General features: G+C 61.6%; 17 protein-coding genes. 9 read left to right on the forward strand and 8 right to left on the reverse strand.

Going from position 1 to position 17,482, the window contains the following annotated elements; genetic code table 11:
* Nucleotides 1-29 precede the first annotated feature (29 nt).
* The 7 genes from AC1DNE_RS10110 to AC1DNE_RS10140 form a co-directional block, all read right to left on the reverse strand.
* Nucleotides 30-1,949, reverse strand: coding sequence for a methyl-accepting chemotaxis protein (locus AC1DNE_RS10110; RefSeq protein ID WP_441468584.1), 1,920 nt, complete (start codon nt 1,947-1,949; stop codon nt 30-32).
* Nucleotides 1,950-2,401: 452 nt separating this feature from the next.
* Nucleotides 2,402-3,415: a PLP-dependent cysteine synthase family protein gene (locus AC1DNE_RS10115; RefSeq protein WP_476766598.1), complete on the reverse strand. Its 1,014-nt coding sequence runs from the start codon at nt 3,413-3,415 to the stop codon at nt 2,402-2,404.
* A gap of 684 nt (nt 3,416-4,099) precedes the next feature.
* Nucleotides 4,100-4,261, reverse strand: coding sequence for a PLP-dependent transferase (locus tag AC1DNE_RS10120; RefSeq protein WP_441468582.1), 162 nt, complete (start codon nt 4,259-4,261; stop codon nt 4,100-4,102).
* Nucleotides 4,262-4,396: 135 nt separating this feature from the next.
* Nucleotides 4,397-4,843, reverse strand: a complete 447-nt coding sequence (locus AC1DNE_RS10125) for a host attachment protein (RefSeq protein ID WP_441468581.1) — start codon at nt 4,841-4,843, stop codon at nt 4,397-4,399.
* Nucleotides 4,844-5,122: 279 nt separating this feature from the next.
* Entirely contained in the window at nt 5,123-7,039 is a 1,917-nt protein-coding gene (locus AC1DNE_RS10130; RefSeq protein ID WP_441468580.1) for a hybrid sensor histidine kinase/response regulator, read from the reverse strand.
* A 51-nt stretch (nt 7,040-7,090) separates the two neighbouring features.
* A complete protein-coding gene (locus AC1DNE_RS10135) occupies nt 7,091-7,942 on the reverse strand; it encodes a helix-turn-helix domain-containing protein (RefSeq protein ID WP_476766599.1) in 852 nt (283 codons plus the stop codon).
* A 203-nt stretch (nt 7,943-8,145) separates the two neighbouring features.
* Nucleotides 8,146-10,536, reverse strand: a complete 2,391-nt coding sequence (locus AC1DNE_RS10140) for a phosphoketolase family protein (RefSeq protein WP_476766600.1) — start codon at nt 10,534-10,536, stop codon at nt 8,146-8,148.
* A gap of 333 nt (nt 10,537-10,869) precedes the next feature.
* Between AC1DNE_RS10140 and AC1DNE_RS10145 the strand changes: the two genes are divergently transcribed.
* The 8 genes from AC1DNE_RS10145 to AC1DNE_RS10180 all read left to right on the forward strand — a co-directional run bounded on the left by AC1DNE_RS10145 (nt 10,870) and on the right by AC1DNE_RS10180 (nt 15,776).
* Nucleotides 10,870-11,385, forward strand: a complete 516-nt coding sequence (locus AC1DNE_RS10145; RefSeq protein ID WP_441468577.1) for a GNAT family N-acetyltransferase — start codon at nt 10,870-10,872, stop codon at nt 11,383-11,385.
* 731 nt (nt 11,386-12,116) lie between these two features.
* Nucleotides 12,117-12,326, forward strand: a complete 210-nt coding sequence (locus tag AC1DNE_RS10150) for a cold-shock protein (RefSeq protein ID WP_441468576.1) — start codon at nt 12,117-12,119, stop codon at nt 12,324-12,326.
* Nucleotides 12,327-12,462: 136 nt separating this feature from the next.
* Nucleotides 12,463-12,726 (forward strand): 30S ribosomal protein S21, encoded by a 264-nt coding sequence (gene rpsU, locus AC1DNE_RS10155; RefSeq protein WP_441468959.1) that lies wholly within the window; start codon nt 12,463-12,465, stop codon nt 12,724-12,726.
* Between the two features lie 14 nt (nt 12,727-12,740).
* On the forward strand, nt 12,741-13,112 hold the full coding sequence (locus tag AC1DNE_RS10160) for a DUF6481 family protein (protein WP_441468575.1): 372 nt from the start codon (nt 12,741-12,743) through the stop codon (nt 13,110-13,112).
* 36 nt (nt 13,113-13,148) lie between these two features.
* Entirely contained in the window at nt 13,149-13,406 is a 258-nt protein-coding gene (locus tag AC1DNE_RS10165) for a transcriptional regulator (RefSeq protein WP_441468574.1), read from the forward strand.
* A 654-nt stretch (nt 13,407-14,060) separates the two neighbouring features.
* Entirely contained in the window at nt 14,061-14,264 is a 204-nt protein-coding gene (locus AC1DNE_RS10170) for a DUF4167 domain-containing protein (protein ID WP_441468573.1), read from the forward strand.
* 8 nt (nt 14,265-14,272) lie between these two features.
* Complete coding sequence (locus AC1DNE_RS10175; RefSeq protein WP_441468572.1) at nt 14,273-14,692, forward strand: hypothetical protein; 420 nt, start codon at nt 14,273-14,275, stop codon at nt 14,690-14,692.
* A 793-nt stretch (nt 14,693-15,485) separates the two neighbouring features.
* Nucleotides 15,486-15,776, forward strand: coding sequence for an acyl carrier protein (locus AC1DNE_RS10180; RefSeq protein WP_441468571.1), 291 nt, complete (start codon nt 15,486-15,488; stop codon nt 15,774-15,776).
* Nucleotides 15,777-16,130: 354 nt separating this feature from the next.
* Here the strand turns inward: AC1DNE_RS10180 and AC1DNE_RS10185 are convergent, their stop codons facing one another.
* Nucleotides 16,131-16,400, reverse strand: a complete 270-nt coding sequence (locus AC1DNE_RS10185) for a DUF1488 family protein (RefSeq protein ID WP_441468570.1) — start codon at nt 16,398-16,400, stop codon at nt 16,131-16,133.
* A gap of 658 nt (nt 16,401-17,058) precedes the next feature.
* Between AC1DNE_RS10185 and AC1DNE_RS10190 the strand changes: the two genes are divergently transcribed.
* On the forward strand, nt 17,059-17,268 hold the full coding sequence (locus AC1DNE_RS10190; protein ID WP_476766603.1) for a hypothetical protein: 210 nt from the start codon (nt 17,059-17,061) through the stop codon (nt 17,266-17,268).
* The last annotated feature ends 214 nt before the right edge of the window (nt 17,269-17,482 follow it).

Here is a 17,482-nt window from a genome sequence, read left to right on the forward strand (position 1 = left end):
TAGTCAGTACGGCAGGGGGCGGGGCACGGCTAAGCGGCGTCGAGCGTCCCGAAGAACTCGCTGACCTTGCTTCTGATCCTGCGTGCTTCGCCGTCGAGGTCGCGAGCCAGTGCCATCACGTCGATTGCGCTGGTGTTGGACAAGTCGGCCGCCTGGCGCACGGCACTGGCGCTGGATAGAACACCCTGCGCATCGTCTGCCGCCGCCCGGATGGTGGCCGCGATCTGGGCGGTCGAGCGGCTCTGCCTGGCTATCCCGTCGGAGACGCCCTGGCCGATCGTCTGCGCGTCCAGCATCCGGTTCCGGATGCTCTGGAGCGCCTCGATGCAGCGCTGGCTCGCCAACTGGATCGCCTCGATCTGGCGACCGATCTCGCTGGTCGCGCCGCTCGTCTGCGCGGACAGCGACTTGACCTCGGAGGCAACGACCGAAAAGCCACGGCCGGCCTGGCCGGCGCGGGCGGCCTCGATCGTGGCGTTGAGCGCCAACAGATTGGTTTGGCTGGCGATCTCTCTGATCAGCGCCGAGACGTTGTCGATCTGGTTCGTCGCTTCCGCCAGTTGCGCGATGGCGAGGTCGGTCCGGTCGGCTTCTGCGATCACGTCGGCGGCGGTGCTGACCGAGGCCGCCACGCGCGCCGCGATCTCGTGTCCGGCGCTGGAAATGCTCTCGGCATCCGCAGCCACGCTGGCGACATGGTCGGCGGCACGGCTGGAAGCGACCTCGGCCCGCTCGCTGCCTTCGCGGGCGTGCCCGGCCGCCGCCGTCATGCTCTCGGACAGGCTCGCCACACTTTCGATCATCTGGCCGAGCCGGTCGAGCGAGCTGCACAATTGCGCGTCGAAGGCCGTCACGCGGGATTTCATGGCGGCGTCGCGCCGCAGCAACGCCTCGCGTGCATCGCGGATCTGCAGCTCCTGCATCTGGTCGGAGGCGGCCTTTTCGGAAGCCGCAAGCTCGGAAAGCATGACGCCGTGCTGCCGCAGCAGTTTGGCGATCCAGAAGGTCAGGAGGCCGATCATGACGACGAAGAAGGCGACGATGCCGCCGAGGATCAGCGCGCGTTTCCTCCAGTAATGAAAGACCAGCTCTCCGGGCGCCGCGATACTGATCTGGAGCGGGTAATCGCGAACAGCCTGCACCGAAATCAGCCCCTCCTCGCTGTCTTGGGGGCCGGCAATGTGGGTTCCGACGAACATGGCGCCGGCGGATTCGGCCGCCTCGGGCAGGTCGCGGAACAGGGCGGAACGGCCGGTGAGCGGGGGAGCGCCGGCGTCGTCATTGTTCGGCAGGCTGGCAAGCAAAACACCATCGCGGCGAAACAACGCGACATGGACGAGCGCATCGATCCGCGCTTTGTCGTAGAGGGCATTTACGAAGCCCGTCTCGATTTCGATCATGGCGAGGCCGACCACGGCCCCGCTCCTGTTCTTGATCTTGCGGGACAGGTCCATCGTCCTTCCTGCTGCGCCGGGGGCGGGCGCGGCCAAATGCAGCGCAAGCGCAGGATCGGCCATACGGGCCAGGAACGATTCCCTGTCCTTCAGGCTGGCTGGGGGCGGCGGGAAGGACCGTGTCGAGTTGACGACTTCGCCTTGGATGTCGACGATCGTCACCGCTGCGATCTGCGGGATAGCTCGGGAGCGCTCAATCAAGGCTTCGAAATGCTGGCGCGTGCCGAACTTCGCGCGAAAATCGTCCGGCGAGGCGATATCGGCCCCACTGCCGGCTTCGGACCAGCCGCGCAACGCCAGATCCGCAGTCGCGAGCGTCTGGTGAGTCTGTTCGGAGAGCAGCGCCGCGAGTGTACTGAGTTGCTGCCGCGATATGTCGATTGCAGTCTGGCGGCCCTGCCAGAGCGCAAAGCCGGCAGTCACGGCAATGATGGCGGCCGCGACCATGCCGCTCCATGCCGTCAGGCGGGCGCGTCTCCCGATGGTTTCGCGCATGTCGGGCGCCAGGAACTGGCCAGCCGGCCTTGCAGCATCCGTCTTCACTGGCGCGAACTTTTGTCCAATTGAGACCCAAGGCGCGACGCCCGGGTCCGTTGAATGTGGCGGAGAATGGTAACTCTCGCATTAAGGCTCCGTGTGCCTCGAGAGTCGCCATCCTAGGCGGTTCGAACGGCTGCAGCGGCTTGGGGCCGATAATTCGCTCGAACTCCGACGCCCGGTGCTACAAAAAGGGCGCGGGACGAGGTGCAGCGCTGCAAGCGCAGAATACCGCTGAAAAAAGTGGCGTTAAAGCTCCGTCAGAGTCGCGCCTTCACGCTTGGCAGCGATCATCTGCAAGATTTCGCGAACACGAAGTACGGAGCGGGTCCGGCATTTTGCTTGGCCTTCTCAGTGTCTTGAATCGTTCCGATATTGCTAAATCGCCATCAAATCTACCAGAAGCTGTCTCAGGCGGTCGCGGCGACATCCAGACACGATGAGGAGCCTGCTTGCTTCTGCGCGGCGCTGGGGCCGAGTTTGGGCGGGCTGAGATAGCGTTCGCCGCTATCGGCAATGATGGTGACGATCGTCTTGCCGAGGTTCTCGGGGCGCCGGGCGAGCGCCGAGGCTGCGAACAGCACGGCGCCCGACGACGTTCCGGCGAGGATGCCTTCCTCCTGCGCCAATCTCCGGGCGAGTTCGCGGGCCTGGGCCGTCTCGGTCACGATCACCTCGTCGACCACGGCAGCGTCGAAGTTCTCCGGCAGGTAGCCGGCGTCGACGTCGGTCACCTTGTGGACGCCCTCGATGCTGTCGGGATAGGGCACTTCTGGGGAGGGAACCGAGGCCGGGCCGGGCTCGACCACGACGACCTTCACGCCGGGCTTCTGCGCCTTCAGGAAGCGACCCGTTCCGGAGATCGTGCCGCCGGTGCCGACCGCTGCCACGAAGATGTCGACCTCGCCCTTCGTCTCGCGCCAGATCTCGGGGCCGGTCGTTTCGAAGTGGACGCGCGGATTGGCCGGGTTTGCCCGCTGGTTGGTGTAGTAGGCGCCGGGGTTCTCGCGCCGCACCCGGTCGATGATCGTGTGGATCGCGCCCGCCTCGAGGAATTCGCTGTTGTCGATCAGGACGACTTCGGCGCCGTAGTGCTGAAGGAGCTTGATCTTGTCTTCGCTGATCGTGTTCCGAAGGTAGAATTTCGAGCGATAGCCACGCGCCGCTGCCAGGGCAGCAAGGCCGATGCCGGTGTTCCCGCTGGTGAGATCGACGATGCGCTGGCCCGGCTTCAGGTCGCCGCTCTCTTCAGCCTCCCGGATGATGCCCCAGGCCGTCCGGTCCTTGATGCTACCGGCGGGGTTCAGATACTCGATCTTGGCAAGGATGCGCGAGCCGAGCTTCAGCGCTTCGGCAAAGCGCCCTAGCGCGAGCAACGGGGTGTTGCCGACCAGAGCTGCGAAATGATCGTTTCTCGGTGCCATGATGTGCTTTCGGGAGGGGATGAGGCCGTCGCGACGCGCTCAGCCTTCAAGAGACGGTCCGCAGGCAGACTCCCTGGGGCCGGTCTCGAGCGGCAGAGCGGGAGCGTGCCATCTGCGCCTCGGGCTGCCGCGGCGCGGTGTGCAGCCAGCGTGCCGCAATCTTGGCTTCCTGCCCGGCCTTCACCCAGCAGCAGGAAATCCCCCGAGCGGCGGGGCGAAAGCCTCTGGTGGATAGCGCAGGATTTCCGAACGCGCCCCGCCCGGCCTGCTGTTGATATCGTATCGGCCATCATACTCGGCGATGAGACCTTCGAGCAGAGCCTCCGCCTTCGGGTTGAGGGACGCGATCGCACGATCAGCTCAGGCATGGTACAATTCCAGCGAATGTTGTTCAGCAAGAAGGTTCGCCAATGACATTGGTATCCGCGCATGTCGCGCAATCAATGCAGATTATAAAATAAGTATATTTACCTCTATTGAGAGTGGTTGAGTGTTTTGTATTTTCGAGAGTGGCGAACGTGATGGATGAAATTTGCTCGCTTCGAAGCGGTGGGCCTCGGCTCGGGGCCGCCGGAATCGCGTCGGCCTAGAGCGCGTCGGGCGCTCCGGTGAGATCGTCGAGGATGTCGTCCGCGCTCTCCAGCCCAATCGAACGACGCAGGAGCCCGTCGCCGATGCCTTGCTTCAATCGGTCCTCCCGGCTGACGATGGCATGGTCATGCCGGCCTCGGCGCCTTCCAGGCTCGCCATCCGTTCCTCGAGGATGGTCTGGGTCGGGTTCTTGGAGCGACCATAAACATAGCCGGGCCGCTCGCCCCTGAAGATCTCCGCACCCTGCTCGGCCATCCGGGTTGCATGCGGGTGGTGCCGAGTTGACCGCGCCGAAAGATCCCAGCATCGCGGTCGTATTCGCTGACTGGGCTGCCCATGCAATGAAATGCGGCAGAACAAATTCGTCTGGCGCCTGAGGGGCCGTCGATTCTATGCGCCCGTCAGCAACCTTCCAATTTCGTGGGTCGGATGCTTCGTCAGATCCTTGTCGACTTCTGCGAGGATGCGGGAGCGCAAGTCATCGTCGAGATTTTGCCTGATTACCGCGAGTATACGCGGCGGCGCCACGAGCACGATGTCACCCGGGCGGCCGGCTCGATTCACGAGCTTGAGGGCCGCGACCGTGTCGCGCGCGAACTGCTTCTCAGCCAGTTCATGCCAATCGGTTCCCTCGGTTGCGCTGGTGGGCGCAATGGCATTTTGCATACGACCGGGTCGATCCGTGCCTTGCTCGGAGCTAGGTGGATTGACGGCAGCTTGCTTGACCTGCTCGACCTTCAGCTTGGGCATGTTTGCATCTCCTTCGTTTCGGAGAAACATCGCCTTGCGAGCGTCACACACGACCACCCAGCCGTTATGGGGAATGCGTAGGTTCATGGCTCGTCCTCCCGGTTGGGTACGCTGACGTCGCTCGATCCAAGCTTTCCCCCTGATGCCCCGTCTCACATTGATCCAGCGCAACAAACAGCGTCTGCAGCGAAATTGACCGTCTCAAACTGCGGCCGGGGGATCGGGTGCCCGCAGGATGCCGGCTCCCGATCCGCGAACTGGATCCTTGTCACCTTGTCGAGGATGACGGCGGTGGTCCATGCAATCTTCGCGACCTTGCTGCTGGTCCCTACTGTATTCGTCTTCATGTTCTCGATCAGGAGACTTTCAATCGAGGAGCATGCGCAAGCGCGCTGCCAGTTCCTTTGATGTATATGGCTTCTTCAGCCAGCTCCCTTCGGCCAATTCCCGTCCGGCGAGTCTGGGCTCCGCATATCCGGAGGTGAAGAGGATCTTCAGCTCAGGGCGCAGGAGACGCGCTTCTCTGGCGAGTTCATCGCCGGACATTCCGCCGGGCATGATGATATCGGTGAAGAGCAGCCGGACTTCGGGGTGGGAAGCGATCAGGGAAAGCGCGCTGTTGCCATCGACAGCCTGGATGACGCGATATCCTTCCTCTTCGAGGCGGGCAACGACGACCCGCCTTACGCGCGCATCGTCCTCAACCACAAGAATGCATTCCGCCGCGCGTGGCTTGGCCGCGGGGGCGGACGGATCGGCATCGCTACGGCCGGCAGTGACATCCGGACTGGCTGTCGGAAGAAACAGCCGTATGGTCGTTCCCCCGCCGGGCTCGCTGTCGAGCCGGACATGGCCGCCGGATTGCATGGCGAAGCCATAGACCATGCTCAGACCGAGCCCGGTGCCGGCGCCGACACCTTTCGTCGTGAAGAACGGCTCGAATGCTCGTTGTTTGACCTCTTCGCTCATCCCGGCGCCGGTATCGGAGACGCTGACGAGCACGTAGTTTCCAAGGCGCGTCTGCGGATACATCCGGGCATAGTCGGCATCGAGACGGATGCGCGAAACCTCGACCTTGAGCCGGCCGCCGCGCGGCATGGCATCACGCGCATTCAGCACGAGGTTCAGCAGGGCGTTCTGCAGTTGCGTCGTATCGACAAGTGCCAAGAGCGCTTGGCCTGTGACGACGGTCTGCAAATCGATCGTTTCGCCAAGCGTTCTGCGGAGCAGCTCGGCGAAGTTCGAGACGAGCTGTCCGATATCTGTCAGCTTCGCGTTGAGCGCTTGCCGCCTGCCGAAGGCGAGAAGCTGCCCGGTAAGCTTGGCGCCGTCATCGGCCGCGTCCTGCGCCTCCCGCAACAAATCCCGGAGCCGCCTGTCTTCGAGGCGTCTTTCGATCATCTCGAGGTTGCCGCTGATGACCGTCAGCAGATTATTGAAATCATGTGCGATTCCACCGGTGAGCTGCCCAATCGCCTCCATCTTCTGAGATTGGCGCAGTTCCTCTTCCATCCGGTGCCGACTGGTCAGATCGCGGATAAATCCGGTAAAGATGCGCTTGCCGTTAGCCGCGGCCTCCCCAACCGCCAGTTCCATCGGAAAGGTCGTGCCGTCCTTGCGCTTTCCGGCTACGACGCGCCCGACCCCGATGATGCGCCGCTCGCCCGTCGTCAGATAGCGGCCGATGCATCCGTCATGCCGGTCACAATATGGATTGGGCATGAGAATCTTGACGTTCCGACCGCAGACTTCGTCGGCGGAATAGCCAAATAGCCTCTCCGCGGCCTTGCTGAACGAGATCATGATGCCGGCTTCGTCGATCACCACCATCGCTTCCGGCACGGTCTCAAGGATCGAGAGCAGGTGCGATTGGCGAGCGGCGAGGTCGGCCTGTGCATATTTCAGATTGCCGATGTCGATATTCGTCGCCAGGACGACCTGATCGTCGGGAGCCTGCCTGGTGACAACCACCCAGCGGCTGACCACAAATATAGGGCGTCCATCCCTGTGACTTTGCGTCAGCTCGCCTTTCCAGGTGCCGTCACGCCGCAGGTCCGTGAGGATTTCGTCGAAGGGTTGCGGAAATTCTGTCTTGAGGAGGCGGCCGACGTCCTGATCTAGCGCTTCCTGCGCGCTCCAGCCGTAGAGGTCTTCGCAGCCTCCACTCCAACGGATAATCTTGCCGTCGAAGTCATAGACGACGCTGTTCGCATCATCGAGAACCTGAACGATCTCGTCCAGGCTTTGCTGGCTGATAGCAATTGGCCCGCGCGCTACCGTCACCCGCCACCCGTCAATGCGGTCGCATGGCCTGCCGGCCGGGAGAAGTGCCGTTCAGATATCGTATTCGTCGCTGCCATCGACAAGGCTTCTCAGGAGCGCCGGCTTGCAAATGACGAAACGGTAGCGTGCGAATGACCGAATGACGCCTCGATTGATCAAGTTCGTCATCGTCCTCGATACCGTTTCAATCGTCAGGCCGAGGTAATCTGCCATGTCCACGCGGCTCATCGGGATGTCGATCACCTTGGCGGGCTCGCTTTCGTCGCCAGCTCGGCGCGCAAGCGCGAGCAGGAGATCGCAAACGCGCTCTTCGGCATTCTTGCGGGCGAGCAACACCGTTCTCGCCTGTGCGTTGGCCATCTCCCGGCAGAGCCAATTGACGAATTGGGGGCGCAGTTGTTCGGAGCTATCGACCGCCTGCCGAAAGCGATTCCGGTTCAGCCGGCGCAGTTTCACTGTGCTGACGGCCTCGGCATCGCCGAGATAGTGCTCATCGGGGGAAATGCCGAAGATGTCGCCGGGGTAGAAGAAGCCGGTGATGACGCGGCTGCCGTCGCTGAGGATCTTTGCGATGCGGACGATCCCGGCCACGATCTTGAAGACATGCGTAGCCGGATCGCCGTCCCGAAAGATCGTCTCGCCACGCCCGAATGTTTCCAGCGGCCGCGGGCTGAAGAGTCCCAGCAGACCCGGTGCCGATTGATCGTTCGCGACCACCGGGAGCCGGGCAGGAATTTGAGAGACCGCATTCGCAGCAAGCATAGCTCTGTCCTCCGCACCAAACTCACGGAAGGGAGGAAAGCGGCGTCGCATGGCGCTGCTACGGTCTGCTTGTTCGCATGTGTGGAAAATTGTCACCGATTGTAACATCCGGCTTGTGGCCCAACCGGTACGGCGCGCCATGGCTGAGCCGATCTCCCGCAATGCCTGCTGACAGGGGGGGCGACGCTGCAGGCGGGATCGTCGGATTGGAAATCGGCGCGGATGATGCCAATCGCGAGGCCGTTTCATCCGCGAGAGGCCCCGGCAACGTTATGCACCGTGCTGCGCCGGCGCCATCCCAGTCAGCTTCAATGATCCATTGCCGAAGGCGCGGAGGTCATCAGTCACGCCGTCGCGGTCCAGCGCCAGTCGCGCACCTCTGGCATATCAATGCCGTGCTCGCGGATGTAGCGCCCATGTTCGATCAGCTTGTAGCGGATCGCCTGCTTGGCGTAGGCGGCGCGCGATCCCAGCCCCGGTACCCGGTCGATGACATCGCCGACAAGGTGGAAGCGGTCGAGCCGGTTGCGCACGACCATGTCGAAGGTCGTCGTCGTCGAGCCTTCCTCCTCATAGCCGCGCACATGCATGTTGGCGTGGTTCGTCCGTTTGTAGGCGAGCCGGTGGATGAGCCAGGGGTAGCCGTGATAGGCGAAGATCACCGGCTTGTCGGTGGTGAACAGTGCATCGAAATCGGGATCGGTCAGCCCGTGGGGATGCTGGGTCTTCGGCTGCAGCGTCATCAAGTCGACGACGTTGACGACCCGAACTTTCAGATCGGGGAGATGGTCGCGCAGCAGCGTCACCGCCGCCAGCGTCTCCAGAGTCGGCACGTCGCCTGCGCAGGCCATCACCACGTCGGGCTCTCCGTTACGGTCGTTGCTGGCCCAGTCCCAGATACCGATGCCCTGGGTGCAGTGCTTGATCGCCGCATCCATGTCGAGCCATTGCGGCGAGGGCGCCTTGCCGGCGACGATGACGTTGATCCGGTTCCAACTCCGCAGGCAATGGTCGGTGACGTGGAGCAGCGTATTGGCATCCGGCGGCAGATAAACCCGCACGATATCGGCCTTCTTGTTCACCACGTGATCGATGAAGCCGGGGTCCTGATGGCTGAAGCCGTTATGGTCCTGTTGCCAGACATGAGAGGTAAGAAGGTAGTTCAGAGAGGCGATCGGCCGCCGCCAAGGCACTTCCTTGGCCGTCTTCAGCCATTTCGCATGCTGGTTGAACATCGAATCGACGATGTGGATGAAGGCCTCGTAGCAGGAGAAGAGGCCGTGGCGGCCGGTCAGGAGGTAGCCTTCGAGCCAGCCCTGACAGAGATGCTCGCTCAGGACCTCCGTCACGCGCCCGCCCGGTGCGAGATGCTCGTCCTCGGGAATCGTCGCCGCCTGCCAGGCTCTGTCCGTTACCTCGAAGAGGGCCTGCAGGCGGTTCGACGCCGTTTCGTCCGGACCGAAGACCCGGAAGTTCCGGCTGGTTTCGTTGGCCTTCATGACGTCGCGCAGGAAGCTGCCCATGACGCGGGTCGCCTCCGCCTTACCGTCTCCGGGATTTTCCAAGGGCACGGCGTGGCGGGTGTAGTCGGGTATCCTGAGGGGGCGGCGCAGCGCGCCGCCATTTGCATGCGGGTTGGCGCTCATTCGCTTCTCGCCAGAGGGCGCCAGCGCAGCGATCGCGGCATGCAGCCGCCCGGCTTCGTCGAACAGCTCTTCGGGGCGGTAACTGCGCAGCCAGTCGTCGAGCAGTTGCAGCCGCCCGGGCTTTGACATGTCGCTGAACGGCACCTGGTGAGAGCGCCAGAATCCCTCGGTCTTCAGGCCGTCGACGGTCTTCGGCCCGGTCCAGCCCTTGGGGCTGCGCAGTACGATCACCGGCCAGCGCGGATAGCCGCTTCCAGACCCTTCGCGCGCGTCCTTTTGGATCGCCGCGATTCCGGCAAATGCCGTGTCGAGGGCTGCCGCCATCGCCGCGTGCATTGCCTCCGGCTCCTCGCCCTCGACGAAGAGCGGATCGTAGCCGTAGCCGTGCAGCAGTGCGTCGAGCTCGTCCGAGGCGATGCGCGCCAGTAGGGTCGGATTGGCGATCTTGTAGCCGTTCAGATGCAGGATCGGCAAAACAGCGCCGTCCGCCGCCGGGTTGAGGAACTTGTTTGAGTGCCAGGACGCGGCGAGCGGCCCCGTCTCGGCCTCGCCGTCGCCGATGACGCAGGCGGCGATCAAGTCGGGATTGTCGAGCACCGCTCCGAAGGCATGCGCGAGGCTGTAACCGAGTTCGCCGCCCTCATGGATGGAACCGGGCGTTTCGGGTGCGGCATGGCTCGGAATGCCGCCGGGGAAAGAGAACTGCCGCACGAAGCGCCGCAAGCCCTCCTCGTCTTGCGATATGTCCGGATAGAGCTCGCTATAGGTTCCTTCGAGATAGGTGCTCGCCACCACGCCCGGCGCACCATGGCCAGGCCCGGCGATGTAGAGGATATCGAGGTCCCGCGCCCTGATGATGCGGTTGAGATGGAGATAGATGAAGTTCAGCCCTGGCGTCGTCCCCCAATGGCCGAGCAGCCGTGGCTTGACGTGCTCGATCCGCAGCGGCTCCCGCAGCAGCGGATTGTCCAGCAAATAAATCTGCGCCACGGAGAGGTAGTTCGCGGCCCGCCACCAGGATTGCATCAAGACCAACTCATCCGGGCGAAGAGCTGTCTGCACCACCGTATCGATAGCCCTCGAGATCATTGCTGCGCTCCCGGAAGCGGGTCGTCAGGAAGGGAGGCCGATTTTATCGCGCTGTCCTGCGCACTTTGATTTACGGCAAAGAACTTCAGAGATTCTGCGGGTATTGAATAGCTGACCACAGCAAGGATGATTGAAAACGATCATGGCGTCGATCTGTTCGTGGCCCGCGCAGGAAGCGGTCATGAAGCGGGTTGTCGGTCCGCCGAAATCCCGGGCACTCCGTCCAACGTTCTTACGGCCGAAGCATGGTGCACTGAGGACGAAGCAGGGGAGGGAATTCGGAGGAGAATCGGAGCTCGCGCGATTGCGCGGCGATTGGAGGAGAATCGGATGATGACCGACGATCTCAACCGGAGTTTGACCACGAGAACGGGCTTCAGGTTTCATGTCCGGCCTGCTCGTCCCGAAGATGAAGCGGGGCTGGCGGAGTTCTTCAAGCATGTGACGCCCGAAGATTTGCGCTTCCGCTTTCTCTCTACGGTCAGGGAGGTTGGCCATGATCGTCTGGCGGCCATGCTGCAGGTCGATCATCGACAGGCCGAGACCTTCATAGCCTTTTCCGAAGACGGAAAGACGATCATCGCCACAGGCATGTTGGCTTGTGACGCTGCTTTGGACAGAGGCGAAGTGGCGATCTCAGTCCGAAGCGAACACAAGCATAAGGGTGTGGGATGGGAATTGCTCAGACACGTTTCCAAATTTGCCGAGGCGAAGGGAGTGAAAGTGCTCGAGTCGCTCGAAGACCGCCAAAATCATGAAGCGATCGAAATCGAACGTGAGCAGGGTTTCGAGGTCGATGAATGCCCGGATGATTTTCGGCTGGTAATACTAAGAAGGAGATTCAAATAGGATTACCGAGCGATAAATTATTGATATTTATTAAAGTATATCACTCCGGTGTAGTGTTTGTAATGCCGTCTTAGCGATCGATTTCAAGGTTTCGTCCAAGAGTTATGGGTGTCGGTTAGCTGTCTCCAGGATGGGGGCGGCATTGCAGACGACCTCGCACCCATGCCGGAAGATGCCGCCGGGGCGTGCAGCGCCGCGCCGTCGGCGGTAGTCCCGCCTGCTTTAGATGACCTCGCCATGCAGCATTCGTCCGTCGACCAATTCCGTCGATCCATCGGGAGAAGCGCGGGATACTCCAATGAGGGACCGAAGGTCCATTCCAAAGGGGCGACGAGCGCCTTCAACAAGCTCAGCTTGGAGTGGCAGCGATGGCTGATCGTGGCTCTCGACGGCGCGGGCGCTTGCGCGGAATTGAGGCCGCACCTCGCCTCTACCTGAAACCAGCCCAGCGTAATCTCAAGGTGGCTAGCACGCTGAACGAGACCGGCGCGAGGCTGGCTACACAAGCGGCGGCACTTGCCGGTTCAGTCGCTCAATAATTTTCGAAAAATACTGAGAAGAATTTTACGTCATTTGACAATGCGCTCTGCAAGTACCATGTTAGAAAAATCGATCTAGGCCGAACGAATTGGCCCCGCGCCTCATGGCGCTCTGCTGACGAATTTCCTGCTCAAATCGAGACATGCGCTGCATCCGTGGCGTGTGGGCGGTCGCTTTTACAGGAGGTCAGCATGGCCAGCGGCACTGTCAAATGGTTCAACACCGATAAGGGTTTCGGCTTCATTCAGCCGGAGGACGGTGGGCAGGATGCCTTCGTCCATATCAGCGCCGTAGAGCGAGCAGGCCTGCGCACGCTCCGGGAAGGCCAGAAGGTCTCTTACGAGCTGGTGCAGGACAAGCGCTCCGGAAAAGTCTCTGCGGATAATCTGCAGGCCGAGTGAGCCGAGACGCCGTTCGGCGTGGCAATGGAGATATGCGGCGACCGCGGATGTACCGGCGCCGTCTCGATTGAGCGACGAATGGCCACGGAGGGTCGGGATCAGCCCGGCCCTTTTTTTCACCAGAAGGGAAGTTCGAATGCAGGTTCTCGTCCGCGATAACAACGTCGATCAGGCGCTCCGCGTTCTCAAGAAGAAGATGCAGCGCGAGGGCGTGTTCCGCGAGATGAAGGCGCGTCGCTCCTACGAAAAGCCGTCCGAGCGGCGCACCCGCGAAAAGGCTGAAGCCATCCGCCGCGCTCGCAAGGCGGCACGCAAGCAGGCGCAACGCGAAGGATTGCTGCCGGCGCCGAAGCGCGCAGAGCGGCCAGTTCGTCCGGCCCAGCCCGCGCAGGCACGATAAGCGAGGTTTCAGGCTTGAGCTTCAATCCGCAGAATTTCGCCGACCGCCAGGCCAGTTCGGCCAACGCCAAAAAGGCGCTGCTGGAGCACTTCAGGGCGCGTCCCGGGGCCGATGATCCGGTCATGATCCAGCGCCGGACCGAGCGCGAAGCCGTGGCGAAAGCCCGAGCCGAGCGAGAGGCGGAGAAGACCGCAAGACTTGCCGAAATGGAGCGCCTGGCTGCGGCTGAACGCGAGCGCTTCGCCGAAGAGAAGCGCCAGGAGGAGCTTGCTCGCCAAGCGGCCCGCCAGGCTGAACTGGCGAGGGCCGAAGCGGAGCGTCCCCGCAAGGTTCTGCTCGAGGCTGTTCAATACATGCGGGAGCGCGCGGCAGGAAAACGACGCTGATGCTTCGGCATCGTCCGTTCGGGAAGGAGTTCGCCGATGCCCGGTAACAGGATTTCGCCGGAACAGTCTCAGTTGCGGGCACAGAGCAGGGCCACGCTGGCCGCGCAACGTCGCGCCGAAGCGGAAACCGTGTTGGAAGCGCTGCGTATCGAGCAGGCTGCCGTCCGCGAGCGCACTGCAAGATTGCGGGCGCTGCGACTGGCCAAAGAGGCCGCCGAAGCCGAGGCAACTCGCGAAGCTGCAACGCAACCGAAGGCAAAGGGCAGCGCTCGGACGAAACGGACCTCTCCCTGATCGCGAAACAGGAGGTGGCTATGATACGACGGTTCGGCCAAGTCTATCCAACCGATGGGGTGTCACCGATCTGCTGGAGCGTTCGGTCTGCTCGATCATACGCGGCCCTCACGACCAGTTCTGGATCGTCCTGACAGCCGACGAGCTTCCACGGATGGTTGAAGTGCGGCGCGGCCCCTTCAAGGCGATAGACGGCGCGATGAAGACCATTGAGAAGACCCTGCACGGGTCTTGTCTGCATGGCGCTGCCATGGTGCCAGCCGATTATTTCCCCTGACGGGGTACCGGCAACTTCAAACGGCCACAATGGCGCGCTATTGGTGCTCCATCGACCGAGCTAATCGGCTGGCCTCGCCGCTACAGGCGCGTTGCCCGACTTTCCAACTCTTTCGACAATTGAACGCCGCTTCGCGGCACGCTGCCGCCGGCATTCCGCCCGGCAGCCTTACAGGCAGCGCGGTCAAGCCGCGCGCCCTTGGACCGATATGAAAAGCACAACAGAATACGAACATCCGACGACGCAGTGCCTTGGCGCATCTGCCTCGCTGCCATTGCCCCCGAAATCCTCGCTGGACTGGAAACCCGAACCTTGTGGCCTTTCCCGCGAGGAGCTGCGCAAGATCGTCGCGCGGATCATGGGCTGAGGAGGGAACCATGAACCTCAATCATCGCACGTCGCGGGATGCCGATAGGCGCAGCCAGACGGATAGATGGACGGGTTCGGACCTTCGGGCACGTTACGACCGTGCCGTCACCCGTGCCCAAGGGTGCGAAGCGACAGGCGACAAGGTCGATGCCGAGCGCTTCTATCAGCAGGCCGATCACTTTCGCCGCTTGTTGAACGGCAAAGCCGCATAGGAGGCACCATGCTGGACCTGACAACGGTCGATGCTGCCCTTATCGAAAACGTCGAGTGGATCACACCCGCGGGTCGGCAGCATGTTGCCTTCAAGTTCTCCGCACCCGGGCATAGCCAGGTCTTCCTGCTGGATCGGCTTCAGGCTGAAAAGCTGGCAGCCGGTCTCATCGCCTACATGCCCGCCCCCGCCGGTGACGAAGTCCTGATCGATATACCCGCAAGCCTTGAGGGAGAGCATGAGGTGATGGCGACATCGATTGATGCTGACGAGCCGCGTTTTGATGGGGTAACGCAAGCCAAGTTTCATCTGAGACTGACGGTCGGCGACCACAATGTAACGATGACAATGTCACACAGCGAATTGCTGCGGCTCGTCACGCAGATGCAGGCCAAGCTCCAAGAACACCGCGTTCGTACCGCGAACTGAAAGCTCGATCTCGGAACCAGCGTTCGCGCCGGTCCTGGGCCGACGTTCCGGTAAGAGCGAAAAGGCTAGGCTTCGCCAAAGCGCGACCGAGCGAAGGGGGCAGCCATCATCCGCGCCGACGGCTTCACCACTGCCATTGCGCCAACGGAGCGCGTGCTCCTCGCTGTTATGCGGGGCTGCTTGGCGGCAAAAGACCTCTGGGGCGCGGTTCTTCGGTAACCGGGAGGCGTTCACGCCACCCGGTCGAACTCCGGCAAGGGGCGTCCGACGACCGCCATGTTCCGTTCTGTCCAATCGGCAACGGCAAGCTCGACCGCTGTTCCGCCCTCACAGTGAAGGAGGATTCTGTAAGTGAACTCGCTTGGGTCGGCGGACCCCGTGTCACAGATCAAATACCCGACCCAATGATGTTCCTGATGAGTGCCGAACTAGTATTTGGCAGACAGTCTTCGACCACTGCGCAAGGTGACAAAGCCGGCTCCGTTGAGCATCATGGGTATCTCCGCTTGGCGGCGTCATGAGCGCCGCGACGGTCCTTTCCAGAAGCTGTATGGAGACAACTCAGCGGCATCCGCGCACTCTCACTGGAGAGCGCAAGTCACATTCCCGGGCATAATGGTGAAATGAACTCACTGTGCTCAGCCCTCAAAGCAGCGCCGCCTGATCGATTAAAGTGGATTGCTGCAATTCGATCGATCGAGCTGCAGATTCCGCCTCACCCGCATCCGCAGAGCGTATAAGCGCGGGGGGCAGCCAACTCTCGCATATCCAATGGAGCTTGAAGGGGGCGCCAATGTCCAATCACACAGCCAGTGAAGCAGCTCTTGCTCAGCGGCTTCTGGAAATCATCGCACGTGAAGGGCTCATCCATCACGGAAAGCTCGATCCCACCGCGACGGTGGAGGGCGATCTGGGGCTCTCGCTCGATGACTTGACGCTGATCGGGAACGCGATCGAGCGCGAGTTTGATTGCGACATGATCCCGGACGACGAGATGCGAGCCTGCACGACGGTTCGCCAACTTGTCGTGCTAATTGCCCATCGCATCGCCACCAACGCGGAAGCGGGCGAATCCGAGGAATAGGGCCCGGACTTCGGCAGCGGGGCCGTCCCGGCCAACTGGATTTCTGTGTTGGCAATCGTTTGGCCGCTCTGATTGTGCGGTCGTGCGGCAGCCGAGCACGAAATCGCCACCGCGCTTGCGGGTAGTTCTCGATCCTTCAATCGATCAGGAAAAGACGCCGAGCCACCCACGCCATGGGAGGGGAAATGGCGGCAGCTCGGCGCCACGCCGCATCGAAGGCGCCTTGAGAGCTTGGCTCAAAATAGTGAACGATAGGCGAATGTGAGCCTGTTGATGCAGGGTACGCTTCAACGGAAGCGCCCAGCCCAAGCCAGACGGGGGCCTTCGTAACATGCCCCGCCATCGTGCCGAGAGCTAACGGAAGTTGGAAGGCGAAAGTCGGTGATAGCTGTCCCGCTTCTTCAAATAAGCAGAACGCGCCGCCTGCAATATAGCCGATCGGTTGAGGTCGAACGCAGCGAGGAACGAAGCTTCGCTTTCATCAACGATGCTGGGGCTTAAGGTCCGCAGTACCCCCAGCTCGATCTGAAACATGACTTCCAACGATGACGCGGAGCCCCAGAAGCTCACGCAACCGCGGCCAGGTTCGTATCGTCGGATGGAATTGGGAAAGTTGATACTCATGACGGGGACTGCCCGCCAAGCCCAGTGAGCTCAGCCTGATAGGCGTGGACGTAGCGCAGCCTCCGCCTCCTCCGTAGCCAAACTCCCAGACAGAAAGCGACAGCCGAGCCAGCGACGAGCAGTGCCCATTGCGGGAGCAGGCGCACGTCATAAAACGCGGCTGCACCCCATATCCCGACGCCGAAAAGCGTCATCCCGACAATTCCATAAACGAGCGCCGAAGCTTCGGGGGCCGGAGCATAGGCAGCGGCTGCTTGCCGAGCCTTCTCTGCGCGAAGTTTCATGAGAAGCTCATTTCAATACGAGTGTGAAGGTAAGCGTGAATTCGGCGACAAGGCCAACGTGCCCGGCCCACACATAGGGTCGACCGCCTAAATCGGTAAATATCCCAGTGCGCCGGTAGATTCGACATGACGGCGATCCGTTGTTTTGGTCAAAAAGCGGGAAATTTCGAAATTTAGGAAAAGAATAATCAGAAGAAAATTTCGCAGTTTTGGATATTGTTCTTCTGACGTCATCTTACAAGGCGCGATAAAAATTAATCCTCATTTTCAAATTATTCATTTGAAACCGCCGGTCGAATGCCCCCGTCATTTGAGCGCGCCCCGGAACGAAAGGGCTCTTCGGTTGTTAGGGTTGTTTGGATCGAGGAACTGTGATGGCCCAGACCTTGACCGTGTGCCGCCTCGGTACGGACTGGGCTGTCCGAGACGTCACGGGTGAGCACTACGGCAGGTCAAGCGACATTAATGCGGTGATCGAATATGCAAGAGGGCTCGCCAGCCGCACTGGAAGTCATGTTGCGTTGAGCGATAGTGCTCAGGAATACATGAATTCAAAGGTAACGCTCGATCCGCGCAGCAGCTGACATTGAATCTTTGAGTTTGTCGGTAGAGCAATCTCAGGGCGGGCCGCAGGCTCGAACCAATCGCTCGCCGCGACACTTCCAATCAATGCGCGCCCTTGCAGTCCATCGAACCCCGCGTCCGCTGCAGCGACCCGTGGGTTGCTGTAGGTACCGTGGTGAAAACAACAGCGCTTGCGCCCGCCACGGCTCGGTTTTTCATATAGGTTTCTCCAAT

The sequence above is a fragment of the Allobosea sp. 05L423 genome, assembly GCF_056397745.1.